This is a genomic window from Pedobacter foliorum, assembly GCF_013266735.1.
Classification (GTDB): domain Bacteria; phylum Bacteroidota; class Bacteroidia; order Sphingobacteriales; family Sphingobacteriaceae; genus Pedobacter; species Pedobacter foliorum.
Window position 1 is genome coordinate 563,626 of record NZ_JABSNU010000002.1, and the last position, 20,668, is coordinate 584,293.

The 20,668-nt window shown below is 38.5% G+C and carries 17 protein-coding genes; 8 read left to right on the top strand and 9 right to left on the bottom strand.

The features are described from left to right. Positions 1 to 46 precede the first annotated feature (46 nt). Genes HQN83_RS06230 through HQN83_RS06240 form a run of 3 tightly spaced genes read right to left on the bottom strand, consistent with a single transcriptional unit; the run spans position 47 to position 2,621 of the window. The gene (locus HQN83_RS06230) at positions 47 to 1,105 is read right to left on the bottom strand and encodes an NAD(P)-dependent alcohol dehydrogenase (protein WP_173089464.1); all 1,059 of its coding nucleotides are present in this window, start codon (positions 1,103 to 1,105) and stop codon (positions 47 to 49) included. A gap of 54 nt (positions 1,106 to 1,159) precedes the next feature. Then, positions 1,160 to 1,591 carry a (R)-mandelonitrile lyase gene (locus tag HQN83_RS06235; RefSeq protein WP_173089465.1) on the bottom strand — a complete coding sequence of 144 codons (432 nt, stop codon included), beginning with the start codon at positions 1,589 to 1,591 and terminating at the stop codon, positions 1,160 to 1,162. Positions 1,592 to 1,631: 40 nt separating this feature from the next. Further along, the gene (locus tag HQN83_RS06240; protein WP_173089466.1) at positions 1,632 to 2,621 is read right to left on the bottom strand and encodes an aldo/keto reductase; all 990 of its coding nucleotides are present in this window, start codon (positions 2,619 to 2,621) and stop codon (positions 1,632 to 1,634) included. 280 nt (positions 2,622 to 2,901) lie between these two features. Here HQN83_RS06240 and HQN83_RS06245 point away from each other — a divergent pair, with 280 nt between their 5' ends. After that, on the top strand, positions 2,902 to 3,585 hold the full coding sequence (locus HQN83_RS06245) for an alpha/beta hydrolase (RefSeq protein WP_173089467.1): 684 nt from the start codon (positions 2,902 to 2,904) through the stop codon (positions 3,583 to 3,585). Here the strand turns inward: HQN83_RS06245 and HQN83_RS06250 are convergent. The 4 genes from HQN83_RS06250 to HQN83_RS06265 are packed head-to-tail and all read right to left on the bottom strand — an operon-like array spanning position 3,582 to position 7,258. Further along, entirely contained in the window at positions 3,582 to 4,727 is a 1,146-nt protein-coding gene (locus HQN83_RS06250; RefSeq protein WP_173089468.1) for a S1/P1 nuclease, read from the bottom strand. The two genes, HQN83_RS06245 and HQN83_RS06250, sit on opposite strands and share 4 nt — an antisense overlap. A 9-nt stretch (positions 4,728 to 4,736) precedes the next feature. Next, positions 4,737 to 5,870 (bottom strand): DEAD/DEAH box helicase, encoded by a 1,134-nt coding sequence (locus HQN83_RS06255; RefSeq protein WP_173089469.1) that lies wholly within the window; start codon positions 5,868 to 5,870, stop codon positions 4,737 to 4,739. Positions 5,871 to 5,920: 50 nt separating this feature from the next. Next, the gene (gene bla, locus HQN83_RS06260) at positions 5,921 to 6,820 is read right to left on the bottom strand and encodes a class A beta-lactamase, subclass A2 (RefSeq protein WP_173089470.1); all 900 of its coding nucleotides are present in this window, start codon (positions 6,818 to 6,820) and stop codon (positions 5,921 to 5,923) included. Beyond that, positions 6,821 to 7,258 carry an immunity 22 family protein gene (locus HQN83_RS06265; RefSeq protein WP_173089471.1) on the bottom strand — a complete coding sequence of 146 codons (438 nt, stop codon included), beginning with the start codon at positions 7,256 to 7,258 and terminating at the stop codon, positions 6,821 to 6,823. A 385-nt stretch (positions 7,259 to 7,643) separates the two neighbouring features. On the opposite strand from HQN83_RS06265, the gene HQN83_RS06270 reads away from it, so the two are divergent. From HQN83_RS06270 to HQN83_RS06300, 7 genes are all read left to right on the top strand, one after another. Continuing rightward, a complete protein-coding gene (locus HQN83_RS06270) occupies positions 7,644 to 8,918 on the top strand; it encodes an acetyl-CoA hydrolase/transferase family protein (RefSeq protein WP_173089472.1) in 1,275 nt (424 codons plus the stop codon). A 110-nt stretch (positions 8,919 to 9,028) separates the two neighbouring features. Then, positions 9,029 to 10,078 (top strand): FecR family protein, encoded by a 1,050-nt coding sequence (locus HQN83_RS06275; protein ID WP_173089473.1) that lies wholly within the window; start codon positions 9,029 to 9,031, stop codon positions 10,076 to 10,078. A 30-nt stretch (positions 10,079 to 10,108) separates the two neighbouring features. Continuing rightward, positions 10,109 to 13,576 (top strand): SusC/RagA family TonB-linked outer membrane protein, encoded by a 3,468-nt coding sequence (locus tag HQN83_RS06280; RefSeq protein ID WP_173089474.1) that lies wholly within the window; start codon positions 10,109 to 10,111, stop codon positions 13,574 to 13,576. A 23-nt stretch (positions 13,577 to 13,599) separates the two neighbouring features. Continuing rightward, entirely contained in the window at positions 13,600 to 15,189 is a 1,590-nt protein-coding gene (locus tag HQN83_RS06285) for a SusD/RagB family nutrient-binding outer membrane lipoprotein (RefSeq protein ID WP_173089475.1), read from the top strand. A 19-nt stretch (positions 15,190 to 15,208) separates the two neighbouring features. Next, positions 15,209 to 16,198 carry a glycosyl hydrolase family 18 protein gene (locus HQN83_RS06290; protein ID WP_173089476.1) on the top strand — a complete coding sequence of 330 codons (990 nt, stop codon included), beginning with the start codon at positions 15,209 to 15,211 and terminating at the stop codon, positions 16,196 to 16,198. Positions 16,199 to 16,239: 41 nt separating this feature from the next. Continuing rightward, entirely contained in the window at positions 16,240 to 17,577 is a 1,338-nt protein-coding gene (locus tag HQN83_RS06295; protein WP_173089477.1) for a glycosyl hydrolase family 18 protein, read from the top strand. After that, positions 17,574 to 18,767, top strand: coding sequence for a DUF5009 domain-containing protein (locus HQN83_RS06300; protein ID WP_173089478.1), 1,194 nt, complete (start codon positions 17,574 to 17,576; stop codon positions 18,765 to 18,767). The genes HQN83_RS06295 and HQN83_RS06300 overlap by 4 nt, the downstream gene beginning before the upstream one ends. Here HQN83_RS06300 and HQN83_RS06305 read toward each other — a convergent pair. Continuing rightward, positions 18,764 to 19,360, bottom strand: coding sequence for an RNA polymerase sigma factor (locus HQN83_RS06305; RefSeq protein WP_173089479.1), 597 nt, complete (start codon positions 19,358 to 19,360; stop codon positions 18,764 to 18,766). The two genes, HQN83_RS06300 and HQN83_RS06305, sit on opposite strands and share 4 nt — an antisense overlap. 99 nt (positions 19,361 to 19,459) lie before the next feature. Beyond that, positions 19,460 to 20,656 (bottom strand): purine nucleoside transporter PunC, encoded by a 1,197-nt coding sequence (punC, locus tag HQN83_RS06310; RefSeq protein ID WP_173089480.1) that lies wholly within the window; start codon positions 20,654 to 20,656, stop codon positions 19,460 to 19,462. Between the last annotated feature and the right edge of the window lie 12 nt (positions 20,657 to 20,668).

Here is a 20,668-nt window from a genome sequence, read left to right on the forward strand (position 1 = left end):
AAAAGTTACTGAGGATAGGCTACGCTTACCCTCAGTAACTTAAATTTTAATTTTTCAGTGAATTCATATCGATTACAAAACGATAGCGAACATCACTTTTTAACATACGTTCGTAAGCTTCGTTGATGTCCTGCATTTTGATTAACTCGATCTCTGAAACGATGTTATGCTCACCACAAAAATCAAGCATTTCCTGAGTTTCGGCAATACCACCAATTAAGGAACCTGCCACAGATTTTCTACCCATAATCATTGGTACAGTATGCAGCATGGGGTCTAATGGCCCTAAATAACCCACCAATACAATTGTGCCATTAATATTGAGTGTAGGAATATAGTGGTTTGTATCGTGTACATAGGGAACAGTATCGATAATCAGATCAAACTTTCCTGATACTTTTAACATTTGTTCTTCATCAGTAGAAATGACAACTGCATGGGCACCTAATTCAAAAGCGTCTTTTTCTTTTTCTGGTGATCTCGAAAAAAGTGTAACGTTCGCCCCTAGTGCTTTTGCTAGTTTTATAGCCATATGACCAAGGCCACCTAAACCTACAACGGCTACGTTGCTTCCTTTTCCAACTTTCCAGTGCCTTAGTGGTGACCAGGTGGTAATTCCTGCACAAAGCAATGGTGCGGTAGCAGCCGGATCTAGGTTTTCCGGTACTTTTAATACAAAATGCTCATCAACAACTACCTTTTCAGAATAACCACCGTAAGTCCGTGTTCCTAAATGCTTGTCTTTACTGTTGTAGGTGCCAGTAAAGCCTGGAATACAGTATTGCTCAAGATCCTGTTTACAACTCGAACATTCTCTGCATGAATCGACAAGGCAACCCACTGCCGCAAGGTCACCCACCTTAAATTTGCTTACTTCACTACCTACTTTGGTAACTCTACCTACAATCTCATGACCTGGAACAGCAGGGTAGATGGTGCCTCCCCAATCGTTTCGTGCCGTGTGCAAATCAGAGTGGCATACGCCGCAAAATAGAATATCAATCTCCACATCCTTTGGAGTCGCTTCTCTGCGTTCTATGTTTAATTGTTTTAATGGCGTTTCAGCTGACTGCGTGCCATATGCTTTTACTTCAAATTTTTCCATTTTTTTAGTTTTTGTACTTTAGTTAGTTACTAATGCAGGTTTAATATTATCTCATTACAAGTTGTTAGGTTGATCATCATTAACTTTATTATACTCTTCGTCGGTTACAGGTTGCAGCCATGTTACAGGGCCATCCTTTGTGATGTTACTGATGGCTATATGTGTAAGGCTGTTGTCGCGGGTAGCACCATGCCAGTGTTCTAAATCTGAAGGGATTTTTACTACATCACCTTTAGCTAGTAAACGTGCAGGTTTTCCTTTTTCCTGATAATATCCTTTTCCGTCCGTTACCAATAAAATTTGTCCTGCCGGATGTGTATGCCAATTATTTCTGCAACCTGGTTCAAATACTACGTTTCCAATGGAGTAGCTTTCAGTTTCATCCTTTGGGACTAAAATGTTTACCCAAGCGGTTCCAGTGAAATAATCTGCTGAGGCTTTTTCTCCTTTTGGGAATATAGCTGTTTCGTTTTCTGTTAATTCCATTTTTTTGGTTTTATATCTTGTTAATTATCTCCCTAGATCGTTATAATCCAGTTCTCTTCTCCAGTTCTTCAGGATATCGGTCGCCAACTACCTTGATTTTTTCTAATGCCGATTCAATTTCGCTCAATTCACCTGCTGAAAGCTCAATATCTGCTCCTCCCATATTTTCTTCCAAGCGTTCTAGTTTTGTTGTACCTGGAATTGGTACGATCCATGGTTTTTGTTCCAACAACCACGCGAGGGCAATTTGTGCAGGTGTTGCACTTTTTTGATCAGCTACTTTTTTCAGGAGGTCAACCAAAACCTGATTGGCCTCAAGCGCGTCCGCCGTAAAGCGTGGTACAATACTTCTGAAATCGTTGCTGGCGAATTTGGAGTCCTTGTTGAATCTTCCTGTTAGAAAACCTTTACCTAGTGGACTAAATGGCACAAAACCGATCCCAAGTTCTTCAAGTGTTGGGAGGAGTTCTTCCTCTGGCCGTCTATACCATAAAGAGTATTCGCTTTGAATGGCAGTAACAGGTTGCACAGCGTGGGCACGACGAATGGTTTGTACACCTGCTTCAGAAAGTCCCCAATGTTTTATTTTTCCTTCGCTAATCAGATCTTTCATAACACCCGCTACTTCTTCAATTGGTGTATTTGTGTCCACACGGTGTTGATAGTAAAGGTCAATTACGTCGGCATTCAGGCGTTTTAGAGAGCCTTCTACGGCCTTTCTGATCTGGTTTGGACTGCTATCTTGTATCTGTTTGCCATCCTGTATCTTAATGCCGAATTTAGTAGCAATTACTACCTGGTCACGGTAAGGAGCTAATGCTTCGCCCAGTAATTCCTCATTAGTAAAAGGGCCATACATCTCAGCAGTATCAAAAAATGTAAGGCCACGTTCAATAGCAGAATGAATCAAAGTGATCATATCATTTTTGTTGGGAGCCTCACCATAGGCATAACTCATTCCCATGCAACCTAATCCTATTGCAGAAACTTTAAGGGAGTTGTTTCCAATTCCAAGTTTTCTATATTTCATTGTTATAATGCTTTAATTGATTAACAATTGGTTTACTAGATTTGTGTAGTTATAATGAGTATTTTATTTACTCATCACTTTTGCTAATACAAAAGTCGCATCTAAGTTTCAATAGGTTGGTATACCAATTACTGGATTATGTACCAATATCACTGATTCGGTGTTTAGTCAATGAATACCAAATGCTTAATTTATCATCATACCGAAACTAAGTTTAAAGAACAATTATAGCAATCTAATGGTTATAGTATTCAGTATCTTATTATATAAATAATTGATTATGAAAGAGAAATTAAGCATTGTCCTCGTACATGGCTTTTGGGGCGGTGCTGCTCATTGGAATAAGGTTATTCTTGAGCTTGCAAAAAAGGGCTATAAAATTATTCGTGCAGTTGAAATGCCTCTAACCTCACTGGCAGATGATGCTGAACGAACCCGTAAGATGATTGCCCAACAGAAAGGTCCAGTTTTACTTGTTGGGCACTCCTACGGTGGTGCGGTAATTACAGAGGTTGGTAATCAGCCAAATGTAATTGGTTTGGTTTATATTGCAGCATTTGCCCCGGATGCTGGAGAAAGCCCTGGTAGCATTACTCAAAAGCACCCACCTATAGCTGCTTCAAATCTTGTACCTGATAGTGATGGCTATTTATGGATTAAACCAGAGTTATTCCATGAAAGTTTCTGTCAGGATTTAACAGCCGAAGAAGGTTTGGTTATGGGTGTTACGCAGAAGGCCCCAATTGCAAGTACATTTGGTGATACAATAACTGACCCTGCATGGAAACATAAGCCGTCCTATTATCAAATTTCCAGTGAGGATAGAATGATTGCACCTGAGAATCAAGAATGGATGTCATCGAGACTCAGTGCAAAAAGGATAATAACGTTAGATGCCAGTCATGCTTCGTTAGCTTCAAGGTCAGTTGAAATAGCTGATTTTATAGATGAGGTTGCAACTTAGTTATACTTAATCAGATCCGGCTCATTTACTACCATCTCCGGTTTACCTTTAAACATAGTTACTGTACCCTGTATGGTGATGGTTTTTCCGTTAATCTTATCAGCTAGTTTTTTCGCATTTCCTTTTAAGGCCAGCGTAAGCAGTTGATTTGGATGTGCTGCTCCTACATTAACCAGTACCATACTTTTAATGTCTTTAAGACTAAATACCTTGCCGGTTACTATTACATTCTTTCCAACTGAGTTTTTTAGATCTGCTAGTTTTACCACCGTTGCTTTGGGTAGAGGAGTGCCTGCAATTTTAGTAGCGGGTATTACAACTGCAGCAGGTGCTATGGGTTTTTCATTAAGATTAGGTTGTTGATCTTTGAAGAGCCTGTTTAGTTCACCAGCCAGGCGCACGCCTGCCTGAGCAATGCGTAGGTGGATAATAGCAATTGACTTTTTATAACTGGCTTCATCGATGTTTCCGCCTGGTTTTATCTCATCATAAATTTGAGTGCTCACCTGGTAGCTTTCCCATAACCATTGCATGGGACTGTCGGTTTGCCATTTTTTAACTTGTTCCGGATTTGCCCAATCGTACTTTTTTGCCATTTCTGTATAATTGAATCCTTCATGGTCAATCAATTTCCCATCCCAAAGGGCATGTAGATTGGTTCCGTTATTGTTAAATCTTACCTGTACATCATTGCCGCCTTTGTCTTCTGCACGGCTAACATGCATAGGCTGATGAGCATCACCAACAAGATGAATCAGGAATTTTAAGGCCTGATTTTTTTGCGCAGGATTAAGCGTTTTGTCTTTCAGATTTGCTTCCGCTTTTAAAATAGCAGTATAAATATTGTCTTTATCTTGTTTAATTACGTAATCTGTGAACTGCTCTTTGGTTAGTCCAAGTGGCAGGTTTATGTAGTGCCATGAAGCAGTCTTTTTGTATTGTGGATCATTACTAATTTCGTCTGCCCAAATGCTTGCATCACTTATAGTCTCGCCTTGCAGATAGCTGTTTACTATGGTTTTAGTATTCATTGTAAGGTGTTTTTCTGCAATAGAAGCAATGGCTTTATGACCTTTCTGTCCCCATGATACCAGGGCAATAGTCAATACAATTAAGGAAGCGGTTAGTGTATAATGTCTCATGACTCAAAGTTAATGAGTAATATTTTCACTATCCAGTAATGTTACTTTTTTGCCCATCTTTTTTTGGATTACTTCGAAATGATGCAATTCATTCTGACTAACCAGCGAAATTGCGTCACCTGCAGCCTCTGCACGGCCGGTTCTGCCAATTCGGTGAACATAATCTTTTGGTGATCGCGGCAATTCATAGTTAATCACAAAAGGCAGGAAATTAATGTCAATCCCTCTGGCCATTAAATCTGTGGCCACCAATACCCTAAGTTTGCCCGATTTAAAAAGATACAAAGACTCGGTTCTGGAACCCTGACTTTTCTTGCTGTGAATTGCTTTAGCATCAATGTTATTTTTGCGAAGCTTATTAACCACAGCATCAGCTTGGTGAGTAGAGGACGTAAATACCAATACTTGTTTCATCTCATGATGGTTAATCAAATAGCGCAAAAAAGGACCTTTCTTTTCATCCGAAACGATATAAGCTACCTGGTTGATTGTGTCTAGTGTATCTTCCTCCGCTTCAATTTTGATCACTACCGGATCATGTAGCAAAATTTGGTGGATGTTCTCAATATCAGGACTTAGGGTAGCAGAAAATAATAGGTTCTGACGCTTTTCTGGTAACAGGGCAATAATTTTGTTTACCTCTTCTTTAAAACCTAAATTAAGCATCTTATCAGCCTCATCTAGTACCAATGTTTCAATACTAGATAAATGTACCGCATTAGAAGCTACTAATTCTAATAGTCTTCCTGGTGTAGCAACAAGAACATTTACGCCCTGCATAGCCATCATTTGCGGGTTTATAGAAACACCACCGTATACAGCTAATGTTTTAATCGGCTGAGGAAGTGCTTTGCTAAAGGATTGAAAAACATCTTTTACCTGTTCGGCAAGCTCACGTGTAGGTACTAAAACCAATACATTCGCATGGCGATTTTTTACTCCTGCTGTTTCTTGTAAATTTGTTAAAAGTGGCAAAACATAGCCCGCAGTTTTTCCAGAACCTGTTTTGGCTATACCCAATAGGTCCTTTTTACTTAAAATGGCTGGTATAGCTGTTTGTTGAATAGGGGTAGGTACTGTGAAATTCTGATTTGCTAATGCTTTTAATAAAGCAGGAGATAAGCCTAAGGCGGTAAAAGACATATTAATGATATTTTGTGTAAAATTACGCAAAAATCATTGTTAGCCCCGGCTTATTTGGAATTGTTGATGAAGTAGTCCCATACAAGCTTTGAAATATCTGAAATAATCTTATCATTTGTGGCTTCATTTTCTCGTGTGTTACAAACGAAAACAGCTATTGCATAATGTTTTCCATTTGGCAATTTTACAATGCCGACGTCGTTAATTGCCGAAGTAACACCTTGTTTATTTGTATCAGAGGTACCCGTTTTGTGGCCAACAATTGTTCCCTTTGGTAATTGTCCTTTAAGTCTATTGGTACCTGTAGAGGTTTCTACCATGGTTTTCCATAAGAAGTTAAAGCTGGTTTTGGATAGTACTTTTTTTGTGTAAAACGTTGTTAGAAGTTCCGTAACAGCTTTTGGTGTACTCCAGTTCAAAAACTGCACATCCCATTCTTTATGCATTTCTTCTTCGTTGGCTTGGATAGCCACATCCTTAACTCCGAGACTATGTATATAATCATTGATGGGTTTTGGGCCTCCTATCAGTCTCATCAGGATGTCGCAGCCATTATTGTCACTTTGCGCAACGGTGTATTTGATGATTTCGGAAAGGGGTAAGTCTACATTTCCATTTGGGTGAGCGTCGCGAATAGGGCTCCAGGTATTGGGTAATAGTTCACTCTTTTTGATGTGGATTTTTTGTGATAGGCTTAACGTTCCTTTATCTACCTGGTTCAAAACAGCCATTGCAATATGAAATTTAAAAACACTCTGCATTGGGTAGTGCTTGTTGCCATTCACAGTAATAGTGTCTTTACTTTCAATTCCATATACAGAAACACCTACATCAGCTTTTTTATGGGCAATCACTTGTTTTATTTGTGTTCTTAGTTGTTTTTTCTGAGCGATACTGTGAAAAGAGGCAACTACAAATAGGAAGCAGAGAAATAGAAGTTTTTTAGTCATTTAGTTAGGGTTGTTAAAGCTGCCTATGTAAACCATATCGTTATAGTTTTCGAGCGGATTCTCTATGTTAAGCTCATCATCAGCGTAACATAGGATACAATTTACTGTAGATATGCCTTTGCTGATACAAGCCTGATAGATATCTACTTCTGTTTGATCATCCCAAACGGGTAGTTCTTCTATAGCAGCCTGGATGCTGATTCTTTTCCGACCATGGTAAATGGTAATCCAGTCTGCATCGTAGTCATACTGTTTGTCAATGTCTTTACTGAACTGAGATCGAAGGTTAAAGTCTGGCGTATCTCTTGGGTAAGCGTCATCGGTATTAAAGTTATGGTTGTCTTTTAAAAATTTGCTCTGATCAAAATACTTGTAGAACTGTTCTTCGGTTTTATTTTGTGACATTCCTGCCCAAATGTGGATGCGTTGCTCTGCCATTTTGTTTTTCTTGTTGCTATTAGGTAGCTATGTTTGTGTGACTGTTTCAAGGTACGGATTTTTTGCTGGATGATACTTTCTTGCAGTTCCTAAATTGAAAATTTGACAGTTATAAGGTGAAGTTTTCCCCTGATTTCTGAAATAAATTAAGGATGACGATCTTGTCTTTTTTGGACATCCTCTTTTTTGAATATTATAGTGTACCGATTACAGTGGTGATGAAGATCAGGTTTTCAACTAAGATTCGTCATTTTTTCAAGAACGATTGATACTTACTTTTAGATAGGAATTTTCAACTTACTTCACTGGATGAAATGGATTCTAGCAGATTAATAGTTAATTTAAAGCATTTAATCAGTGTATTAGGGTAAATTAATGGTGTAATATGGAGTTAAAGAGTATTGAAGCTGCAGAGGCAGTCAAATTGATCACATCGGGAAACAGAGTTTTTATTCATGGTGGCGCGGCAACCCCGGTTTGTTTGGTTAAAGCGATGCAAAATAGGCATACTGAACTTGAGAATGTTGAGCTGGCAAGTATTACGACTTTGGGAGATGTTAATTTTGATTTGCCAGAGTATCGAAAATCATTCTTTTTCAATTCTTTATTTGTTTCTGCAGCAACCCGATCAGTAGCCAATAGCAACAGAGGAGACTATGTGCCTATTTTTTTAAGCCAAATTCCACAGTTATTTTACGGAAATATTTTACCAATCGATGTGGCACTTATTCAAGTATCTCCTCCCGACAGGCATGGTTACTGCTCTTTGGGAACTTCTGTTGATATTGCAAAAGCCGCAGTTGATACCGCTAAGATTGTAATTGCACAGGTAAATAAACGAATGCCGAGAACGCATGGAGAAAGTTTTATTCATGTAGATAAATTAACAGCTTTGGTGCATCATGACGCTGAATTGCCAGAAGTGGATTATTCTTTTGATGCCAATGATATTGTTGGTAAGATTGGATATAATGTTGCATCTCTTGTTGAAGATGGAGCAACATTACAACTAGGGATAGGAAGTATTCCAGATCAGGTGCTCAAAAATCTTGGCGGGCATAAAAACCTTGGCTTGCATACTGAAATGTTTTCTGATGGGATCATTGAGCTTATAAATAAAGGGGTGATTAATAACAGTCAAAAAAAATTGAATCGTGATAGATCTGTTACCTCATTTATAACAGGAACACGAAAGCTTTATGATTTTGTTGATGATAACCCAACCATTCGTGTCATGAATATTGGTTATGTAAATGACACGAGCATCATTAGACAGAATGCGAAAGCAACAGCAATAAATAGTGCTATTGAATTAGATCTGACAGGCCAGGTTTGTGCAGATTCTATCGGAACCTATCAATATTCTGGTATAGGAGGTCAAATGGACTTTATGCGTGGAGCATCTCTATCCGAAGGTGGAAAGCCGATTATTGCACTTCCTTCTCAAACACATAAAGGTATCAGCAGAATCGTTCCATTTCTCAAGGAGGGGGCTGGTGTCGTTACTACCCGGGGCCATGTTCACTGGGTAGTAACTGAATATGGAATTGTAAATTTGTTTGGTAAGAGCCTCAAACAAAGAGCTAAAGCATTAACTGAGCTCGCACATCCTAACCATAGAGAAATGCTGGAAAAAGCCTACTTTAAAAGATTTGAGTAAATAAAATAATCGACTTATAGTCAGTTGTTTATGAATATTTTTTAATTTCATTTGGTAAAAAATGAAATCTCCATACACTTATGTCTGTAAATCAATTATAGACGATAAAAATGGATTATTCATTATATACAATTGAGGACTTTCTGACTGACGAAAGTTTTGTTAAATTTTGTTTGCGCGACAACAAGGAAGATATCGCATTCTGGGAAAACCTCCTTATTCAGAATCCTGAACTTTCTGAGAAAATACATCAAGCGGAATCTCTTTTCTTTTTACTTTCTGTAAAAATTGATCCACAGGAAAAGGAAAGAGAACTTTCTAAACTTAAATCTTCTATTGAACATTTACAGATATTAGAATCTGAACAGATACCTGTAAAAACCATTCGTTTGAAAAGTCGGACATTTTGGTTCTCATCGGCAGCTGCAATTTTAATCTGTATAGGTGTGTATGCGTTAATGAATAAAAAGGATTATAGCACTACTGTTCCTATTTACAACGAATACAGCAAAAACGCGGCAATAAAAACAGGATATAATGAACGGAAATCCATAACGCTTTCCGACGGAAGTATTGTGCTATTGAATAGTTTATCAATACTTAAAATAGATGACAACTACAATGAACACAACCGTGTTTTATGGATAGATGGAGAAGCCCATTTTAGTGTTGCTAAAAATAAGAATAAACCTTTTATTGTTATTTCAGGTAAAACTGCAACTACTGCTTTAGGTACATCTTTTAAAATTAACAATTACAAAATGCATACTTCTACCTCTGTAATGCTAACAACGGGTAAAGTTAGCGTTGGGACTGTTAATGATCAAGAAATTACAAATAAAGTTGAATTGATTCCTGGTGAACAGGTCGAAGTACTGGAGGCACAGAACAAGTTTACAAAGTCAAACTTCGACCTGCAGAAAGTAGAGAACTGGAGAGAGAGAAAGCTCATATTCTCTATGGCTTCTTTAAAAGATATTAAATCAGTTTTGAAGGAGGTCTATGGAGTTGAAATCAGAACAGAAAAGCAACCTAAAAAGCCAATTGCCTTTACTGGTCAATTTAAAAATGAGAACCTTACCGATGTGCTCGACGCTATCGGATTTGCTAATCACTTTACTTACACCATAAAAAATGATACTGTGACAATTGCATTCTAAAAATAAACAACCTAAACCAAACCAAACAATATGAAAAAAAACTTACAATCTTATTATTTCTTTTATGGGCTTTTATTTAAAATAAGCTTATGCGTTGTTCTAATCCTGTCAACTTCCGCATATGCACAGTCCAAGGAAAAATTGTACTCATTTAAATGGGAAAATGCCACCATCCTGGATGCGTTTAAACAAATAGAAAGTCAGGGAGAAGTACACTTTTCTTACAATCCACTAGATTTAAATGTAAACGCAAGATTTGATCTGAATATTGAAAAGCAGAAAATTAATAATGTTCTAGACGCTATTTCAAAAAAGGTGAATATCAAATATCAGATCAACGGACAGACTATAATGATCCAATCTTACAAACCGGTCATTGTAAAAGTGGAATTTACAGTAAGCGGAACAGTAACTGATGAAAAGAAAATCCCAATTCCTGGAGTTTCTGTAATTAATGTTACAGCTAATAAAACAGTTTCAACTAATGAAAATGGGAAGTTCTCTATTGCAGCCAACAAAGGCGATATCATTAGGTTTAGAATGATGGGTTTTCAGCAATCAGCTATTGTTGCTGCTGAATCGCAGAAAAATATAACTGTAGTTTTGAAAGAAGAATCGCTTGAACTGAAAGAAACTGTAGTTACTGCCTTAGGTATTAAAAGGGAAGAAAGGTCACTAGGTTATGCAGTTTCCGAGGTAGACGGCGAAGGATTAAAAAAAGCTAGAGAAACGAACGTAATCAATTCTTTAGCAGGAAAAGTAGCGGGTCTTATAGTTAACAGTACAGCAGGAGGGCCGGCCGGATCATCCAGAGTCATCATTAGGGGTAATACTACAGTTACGGGGAATAATCAACCTTTGTACGTAGTAGATGGTGTTCCAATTGATAATTCAAATTATGGAGGTACCGGCTCTGAAATGTACGCTCAGGGATATGATTTTGGAGATGCCATATCAGCAATAAATCCAGACGATATTGATAAAATTAGTGTGTTAAAAGGCCCTTCTGCATCAGCTTTGTATGGTGCAAGGGCTGCCAACGGGGTTATTCTTATTACAACTAAAAGAGGAAAAGGTAATTCTGATCTTGGTATCGAGGTAAACAGCACTGCGTCTTTTGAGAATCAGTTGACTTCCTTTGATGGTTATCAGTATTTGTACGGGCAGGGTCGTAACCAAACAATTAACACTTCTTCTTTGCAGGCCAAAACATCCATGTTTAATAATTTTGGTGCCAGATTGGATCCTGACCTTATGGTCATCTCTTATGATGATGTTTACAGACCTTATCAAAAGATTGGAGATAACATTGGCGGCTTTTTCAGAACAGGTACCACATTTACCAATAATGTTTCTTTCAGTAATGCCAACGAAAAATCATCTATCAGATTTTCTGCGACTGATCTTAGAAATAATGACATCATCCCTGAAAGTGGCATCAGAAGGAATTCCTTTACTTTTAATGGAACATCAAAATTCGGCTCTAAGCTCTCTCTGGAAGCCAGGGCTTTTTATATGGACGAGAATGTAAATAATCGTCCTGCTTTAGCTGATGATCCGGGAAATATTGGAAATGCTTTTATTGGGCTTGCAAATAATGTGGATCAGGCATGGTTTGCCAAAACATATAAAAACCCTGACGGTTCTTATATCGAATGGGGCGGTGGTCAATATCGTTTAAATCCATATTGGGTAATTAACGAAATGAAGAATACCACAAAAAAGAATCGTCTTTTGGGGGCTTTGCAATTGAACTACGATATCACTAATTGGTTGAGTATTCAAGGCCGTGGATCAACAGACCTTACCTATATTAATTTTGAAAAGTTCAGTCCCAGAACAACACCTGGTGTGGTGACAGGGGCGCTGGATCAGATCAACAGAAAGCATGTAACTACAGAAGCAGATGTATTAATTACCGGCCAAAAACAGGTTACGCCGTCTCTTTATCTGGCAGCACGTTTAGGTGGTAGCATTTCAAGAGTACATAATAATGCGGACTTTATGCAGTTCACAAACCTTACGGTTCCAGATGCAATTACTCCTACAAGCTTTACCGATAAGAGTATTATACCTGTCCCGTATAAAAAGAACTTAAACTCCATTTATGCCTTGCTTAGTGTGGGTTACAAGGGTTATTTGTATCTAGATGCAACAGTTAGGAATGATGCTTACTCTACTTTGAATAAAGATTATGTTTATCCCTCACTGTCTTCAAGTTTTGTCTTCTCCGATGCCTTTAAATTAAGCAATAAGGTTTTAACGATGGGTAAATTAAGAGCAGCAATTTCTGAAGTAGCCAGTGATACTGACCCTTATTTATTGGATTTGTACTATTCTGTAAATCCCTTGTCTTTTAACGGAATGTCTTATGGAGGACTGAATACTTCCAGAATGCCAAATGCCAATCTATTACCAACCCGTACGCGTTCATGGGAAATAGGTACGGAATTAAAGTTCTTCGAAAACAGAATTGGGCTCGATGTTACCTATTATAACCAAAGGTCAAGAGATCAGATCAATAATGTTCCTAGTCCTTTCTCTTCAGGTTTTTCTACGCGGATGATCAATGCCGGAGTGGTTTCAAACAAAGGGATTGAGGTATTGCTTACTGCAAGCCCGGTTGCCAGGAAAGATTTTAAATGGGATGTGAGCTTTAATTTTGCTCGTAATATTAATAAAGTTGAATCATTGGCCGATGGTGTACCTTTTTTAACCTTATCAGAGGCCAGATGGATGGGAGTTGCAGTAATTGCAAAGCCTGGCGAAAACTATGGTTCAATTCTATCTTTCGACTATCAGAAAGATCCTAATGGAAATGTTATACTGGATCCGACAACACTTTTGCCTTTACAAAGCGACGAAAGACAAGTGGTTGGTAAAGGGATTTACGATTGGACAGGTGGTGTTAGCAATACCGTTTATTTCAAAAACTTTAGTTTAAGTGCGCTTATTGATGTTAAGTTCGGGTCAGACCTGTTTTCAATGACAAATCTATTTGCCGCAAGTCGTGGCAGTCTGAATACCACCCTTGCCGGACGTGAAGAATGGATTGCATCGGAAGAAGACAGACAGGCTCAGGGTTACACACTTGATCAATGGAAGGCAATAGGGAAGGTGAGGGGCTTGGTTCCAGAAGGTGTTGTGAAGGACGAGAACGGCAATTTTATTAAAAACACAAAAGCAGTTGACCCGTCTGTTTACTGGCCACAGATTGTATCAAGTGGAGGCGTAGCCAGACCATATATCTACTCCGGAACTTATGTTAAAATGCGCGAGATCACCTTGGGGTACACTATTCCCGAAAAAATCTCTGCAAAATTTGGGGTTAGAAATATACAGGTGGCTGTAGTAAGCCGAAATCCATTTATTCTTTTTAGTGATGTGCCAAATGTAGATCCTGATTCTAATTACAACAATGGAAATGGGCAGGGTTTGGAGTATGGCTCTTTGCCAACCAGACGCAGTTGGGGCTTTAATTTAAACTTTAAGTTTTAAGAGATTCATCAAGGGAGATAAACATGAAAACGAATATAAAAAAATATGCAGCTCTAATTACTATAATGGTATTGATGCTGAGTGCCTGTAAAAAATTTGGGGATGTAAACATTGATCCTACCAGGTCAAGTAATCTTGATCCCTCGTTACAGCTCACAAACGTTCAACTACGCTTCTCGGGAGATCTGGAAGTAAACGAGAAATTGGGGCTTGTATTTACAATGCCTCTTGTACAGCAAATCGGAGGAATCTGGCTAAATAGAAATGGCCAGTTCTACGTGTACGACCGGAATTACCTTTCCTCTTTGTGGAATAATACCTACAATAATGATGTGGTAAATATTGTAGATGCGGTTAACCGCACTAAAAACGATCCTACTAAAACAAATCTGAATGCCATCTGTCGTATTATGAAGGTATATGAGTTTGCCAGAATGACAGATGTATATGGAGATATCCCATATTTTGAAGCAGGAAAGGCATTTACAGACGGAATAATACAACCGAAGTTTGATAAGCAGGAAGATATTTATAACGACTTTTTTAAAGAACTAGCTGAGGCCTCTGCCCAACTTGATGCTGCTAAAGATGCGGTAAAGGGTGATCTTTTCTACAACGGAGGAATTGCTTCATGGAAAAAATTCGCCAATTCATTGAGATTGAGGTATGCCATGCGTTTGGTAAAGATTAATCCTGATAAAGCAAAGGCGGAAGCACAGGCCGCATATACCGCAGGAGTATTTAGCAGTAACGCAGAGCTGTGTAAATTAGTTCATCAGGATGTCCAAAACAGCTATGTAGATATAAGAGGAAATGGCGTTTCAGCTGCCTTTTGCCAGTCTGAGGTTATTCCTCGTGTTCAAGATCCTTTCATTGAACAACTGAGAAATACCAATGATCCTCGTCTTTCACATATGGTAAAATATTATATTGATATTGTGAACAGACCTTTTGATCGTATAGACATAACAGATCAGGTCAAAGCGCAAATTGGCTATAACGGAGTACCTCCGAACGAATATATTTGGGACGGTTGGATGAATCCGATTACCATCGATATACCGGGTGTTGGACCAACTGAAGCTGTAAATAATGATCAAAAAGCACAATTGGCCAATTTCCTTATTAGGAATAATGCGCCGTTTCTTCATCAGACTTATGCTGAAGTTGAATTGCTTCTTGCCGAAGCAACAGTTAGGTGGGGGGCAAACTTTGGAGGAACAGCAGCGGAACATTATGCAAAAGGTATTGAAGCTGCAATTTCACAGTTAAGCCTTTTCCCTGGTGGGCCTTCCATCAGCTCAACAGACATCAGCAATTTCATAAAAGGTAATAACCTGATTCCGGGAAGGGAAATTGAGATGATCAATAAACAGCTTTGGATCGCATTGCTTTTAAACGGACCCGAGGCTTACGCGAATTGGAGAAGAAGTGGATTCCCGGTTTTAGCCTCATCTACCAATTACGACTCATCAGTTCAAACTACCCCTAGAAGGTTCGAATACCCGATTTTTGAACTGGAGCAAAATGCGGTGAATGCGGCGGCGGCCGTAGCTGCAATTGGCCCTGGTGGTAATACCTGGACAAACAGGGTTTGGTGGGATAAACCATAATGTTAAACCTAATTTTAATATGATGAGAAAGTCAATATTATTAATACAAATCGTTTGTTTGTTTGCAGTGATGGTTTCCTGTGCTAAATCCAAAGCAATAGATCCAAGTATTCCAGATAAAAAGAATAAAGAGTTTTATGTTGTTGGATATATATTTGGGAGTGGCGATTTAGATGCAGCTTCTGCTAAGCTGGATTTCAGCAAGATCACACATTTAAACATCGCATTTTTAAATCCGGATGCCAATGGATTGTTCAGTCCATCACTAGGATTAACAGCAGCCATAAAAAGAGCACATGACAATAAGGTAAAAGTATTGTTCTCCTTTGGAGGAGGAAATGCCCCGCAACATCTAAAAGAACTCATAAAACCAGATAAACGTGCTGAATTGGTTAAGGAACTGGTTAAACTGACCAATACCTATAATTTTGATGGAGTAGATGTTGATCTGGAGGGAGATTTTATAGACCTGAATTATGAAGGATTGATTGTTGAATTGTCAGCTGCTCTAAAACCACATAAAAAACTACTGACAGCTGCAGTTGCAACCTGGAACGGGAATGCAATATCAGATAAGGCGCTGGCTTTATTCGACCTGATCAATATCATGTCTTATGACCAGACGGGCCCATGGAACAAAGAAAAGCCAGGCCCGCATTCAACCTATGAAGCGGCAGAAGCAGATTTTGCTTATTGGAACACATCAAGGGCTATACCTGCAAATAAGCTCACGCTGGGCCTGCCTTTTTATGGATATGGTTTCGGTCCTTCAATTCAGGAAAGTTATTCATATGGTGATATTGTAAAAGGGTTTCCTGGTTCAGAGCTCGTTGATTTTGTTGTGGTACCTAATCAGGGAACGATCTATTACAACGGATTACCAACCATAAAGAAAAAGGTAAGCTTTGCTTTAAATAAAAGAGCAGGGGGCGTCATGATTTGGCAATTGTTCGGCGATGGGACAGGGGATAAATCACTTTTATCGGCGATAAATGCCCAAATTCAATAAGTGCAATAAAAGAAGTTATTTAAGATAATAAAGATATTCAGATGAAAAAAATAATATACCTTATATTCCCCTTGCTCGTATTTATGCTTGGGTGTAAAAAAGATAATAGTGAGGTTGGCGGAGATTTTCACCCCAGGATTTTTGACCAGGGCTTAGTATTTCAGTCACCGTCCAGAATTATACAAGAAGGGCAATCGGCTATCTATAACCGCTTGCTATTTTCTCCGGCTCCTGGTGCTAAAACAAAATTAAGCTGGAAGGTCGACGGCAAAGAGGTTTCAACAGATACTGCCTTTACGTTTACGCCCACTGCAGGTGGTGAATTTGAAATTAAACTGGAAGCAACATTTAATGGACAGACTGCAACACGCCTATCTAAGGTTTTGGTTAGCCCATCCACTTATACACCTAAAGTTAGCCCATTTGTAAACATGCCTTACCTTTCTGAAAATGGGGTTTCTGCTAATGTTACCTGGACTAATGTTTCGCACGTAGCTTTTAGCGGCGCAAGGGTACTCCCTGATGGAGGAATTGATTTTTCAAAGGGCAATCAGAACCAAAATATAGATGAACTCGTTGCGAGAGGCCACATGAACGGTGTTCCTGTGCTATTGGGTGTCGCAGGTCGACTGTCGGGAGTAGATGGATGGTCGCTATACAACAGTACTGATTTTGGATTGGTAATAAGTGATGCAGCCAAAAGAGCTCTTTTGGTAAAAACGCTAACCGAATATGTAGTAAACAGAAAACTGGACGGAATAGATGTTATGATGACAGACTTAAGTAACGACGTTTATGATGTCTCAGCTAAAAGTGCCCAATCAGTTGGCCCTTTTGTATCAGAATTGAAGGCGGCCCTACCTGCCGGAAGCATTGTTACCGCCACGGTAACTACAAACTATATGCACTGGGAATACACAGATCTTTCAAAGGCCGACTGGATAAATGTTCATGCATTTGAGGATGGTGCTCATGTGGGGCCCGGGGCTCCTTTAGGACAGCAATCCTCACTTAGTTTTATGAATGATGGCGCAACCATCTGGAGAAATAAAGGTATTCCTGCCAATAAAATAGTTTTAGGAATTCCAGCCTTTGGTGTGAGGTACCTTGAATTAGATGGAGATGGTAATAACCTGAGCTGGGGATCTTATGACTATATGCCATTTAAGGACATATTAGTAAAGGATCCAACCGCTGCGCAAAAAGAATTCACGGCTGCTGAAGCTAAAGGTGTATATTTCAATGGTATTCCTCTGGTGACGCAAAAAGCCAATTACATAAAAGAAAAAGGTTTTAAAGGAGCGTACCTTTGGGCAGGCGACTATGATGCAGCGGGAGAAAATTCTTTGATGAATACATTAAGCCAGATACTCAAATGACAATTAATCCAGTTGTACCATTGCGCAGACTGATTTCTATTGATGCTTTCAGAGCAATTGTGATGATATTAATGATTTTTGTAAACGACCTGTGGACCTTGATTGATATTCCGGGCTGGCTTGATCATGTTTCGGCAGATGCGGATGGCATGGGGCTTGCCGATGTCGTATTTCCCGCTTTTTTATTTATTGTTGGATTATCTGTGCCCTATGCTATAGAGAGCAGAAGAAAAAAGGGAGATGCCAATACTACTATATTTTTTCATATTGTAGCCAGAACAATAGCATTATTGATAATGGGTTTGTTCCTTGTCAATTCAGAAGGTTATGCAGATGATGCAATTTTGCCTAAGGATGTCTGGATGATTTTATTGGTAATTGCCTTTTTTCTGATATGGATGGCCTATAAAAAGCCTGAATTATTAAGCGTGAAATTGTTAAAGGCTGGGGGAGTTTTGATGCTGGCCATGTTGGCCGCCCTCTATAAAACAGAATCTGGCAATGGAATAACTGCTATGGGTATTCATTGGTGGGGTATACTGGGATTAATTGGCTGGGCTTATTTCATTGCTTCTTGTGTTTATCTTTTCTCGGCCGGAAAACCTATACTTCTGGTTCTTGCCCTTGTTTTTTTTATGTTCTTTAGCTGCGCCTCCAATTTAGGTTGGCTAGTGCCAATAGAAAGTATAAAAAAATACATTTGGATTGCGGGTGACGGATCTATGCCTGCATTCAGTATGGCCGGAATCGTTACCTCAATTTCGTACCGAAATCTTAGTTCTGCTAGTAAAAAATTCTGGATACAAATGGTCCTGTTCGCAGGTATTCTGATTGTCTTTGGCTTACTTACGCGCCCGATTTGGGGGATTTCTAAGATCAGAGCAACTCCATCATGGACGGCCATCTGCTCGGGCATAGGGGTTCTTGGATTTTTAGTAACGGTATACATTAGTGATATTCGAAAAGTAGTAACCTGGTATAACTATGTTAAATCAGCAGGTACCAGTACGCTTACCTGTTATTTAATACCGTATATACATTATGCATTAATAGGATTACTGGGTCTATCGCAGTTACCAGATGTGTTGCGTACAGGAGTGCCAGGTTTATTTAAATCATTGATTTATGCCTTGCTTATTGTATTTGTTACAGGTTTACTCGAAAAAAGAAATATCAAGTTGAAGATCTAGAGTTCGTTCAAGATCATAAGAATAAGAATAGAAAGAAGAGCATCACGCAAAACGTTGATTGCATTATGAAGGGTGTTGTAAACCGTTCTTTCTGTAAGCTCCGTTTTGTGTGAAATTTCTTTGAACGATAGACATTCAAAATAACGTAGCTGTACAATCTCCTTTTGCCTTGGTGTAAGTTTGTTAAGTGCACGCTCCAATCGTTTTCTTAGGTGCTCATCCTCCTGACTGGCAATTAGTATTGCTTCATAAGAATGAACAGAAACATATTGTTCATTAAGGTCTTCCAGATGCACAACGTTACCAGGATCCTTGCGGATTTCCTTTTGATAGGTTTTATACATGATCCTTTTATAAACGGTAAAAACATATTGTTGAATGTTTTGTACGTGGGTTAGTTTATCTCTTATTTGCCAAAGCTCTATAAACAGGTTTTGAATGCTCTCTTTAACGAGTTCTGGATTTCGGTATAATGACATTCCAAAACGATACAAGTCATCGTAGAACAAGTTGAAACAAGTATAAAGACCTTGTTTTTCGCCTTCGACTAAGAGCTTCCAGTTTTTTGTAATACCCTGATAATTATATTCCATGTATCTAGTTATCGAAGAAAAGCGTTGTAAGAAAACTAAAATAGGAAAAAAAATAGGATATGTTTACTTCAAGTTATGCTAAAATTATATCCTATAGGATTAGCTTTTTAAACTCAATCTGTATCCTACATAAACAAATGGAATTGTGCAGGTCATTACAATTGTAGTGGTTAACAATGCATCTTTTGAAAAGAACGAAACAACTGCACTTGCCAAGAAGCAAATTCCTAACTGAACCGTATTTTGCATAGCTGCAGCTTTTCCTAAGTTATTTGGGAATGATTTTAAAGCTTCTGCGACAACTATAGGGTAACACGCACCATTTGATAAAGCCATTAAACAAAATGGTATTAACAATATGGTTAATGTTGGGGTAATTAATATAGTAACCAGGTAGAGTGATATTGCACTTAGCGAGTATAATATAAGCAATGCCGGAAGTAGTCTCTTTCCTTCTATTTTATTTGATAAGCTTCTGTATCCATAACCTCCAACCAAAAAAGCAATGGTTTGAGGAAAAAAACTAAAGCCTATTTGACTTTCATTGTATCCAAGTTCTTTTAAAAAGAAAGGAGAACCGGTAAGCCAGGCAAAAAAAGCCGCCGAGCAAAGTGCATAAATTAATATATTTCCGAAATATCTTTTAGACTTTAAAAGTGATAAATAAGTTTTTTCTGATGGTGGACCAGCCGATTTAGTATTTTGGCTATTACCTATTTTAGTTTCTTTTATTGTTAAGGTATATAAGATGAGCAATACTGCAATTATAGCTAGCGCTATAAATATAGATCTCCATCCAAAATAATTTAGTAAAAAAGCACCCATTAATGGGGCTAGTGCTGGAGAGAGCGCCACTAAGGGCATAATAGTAGCAAATATTTTATTGGTTTCTTCCTTTGGGTATCTTTCGATAACTAATGCTTGCCAGCTTACTGCGGCTGCACAAACACCAATTGCCTGCACTAATCTTAGAAATAATAAGATATTTACATTTTTGGTAAAATAAATACCTAGTGAAGCAATTGTAAAGATGCTTAATCCCATTAAAACGGTTTTGGGTTTGCCAACTTTATCGGAGATTGGACCCCATAATAATTGTGCAATTCCAAATCCTGCCAAAAATAAACTCAGTGTAGCACTTACATTGCTTTTGCTGGTATTCAGATCTACACGCATTTTATCAAATGCCGGCAGGTACATATCTGTAGACAAAAATCCAATAATACTTAGTCCTCCTAAGTAGATGAGAAATAGAAAGCTGTTTTTTTTATTTTTTTTGGCAATTTCACTGTTCATGATGGCACAAAG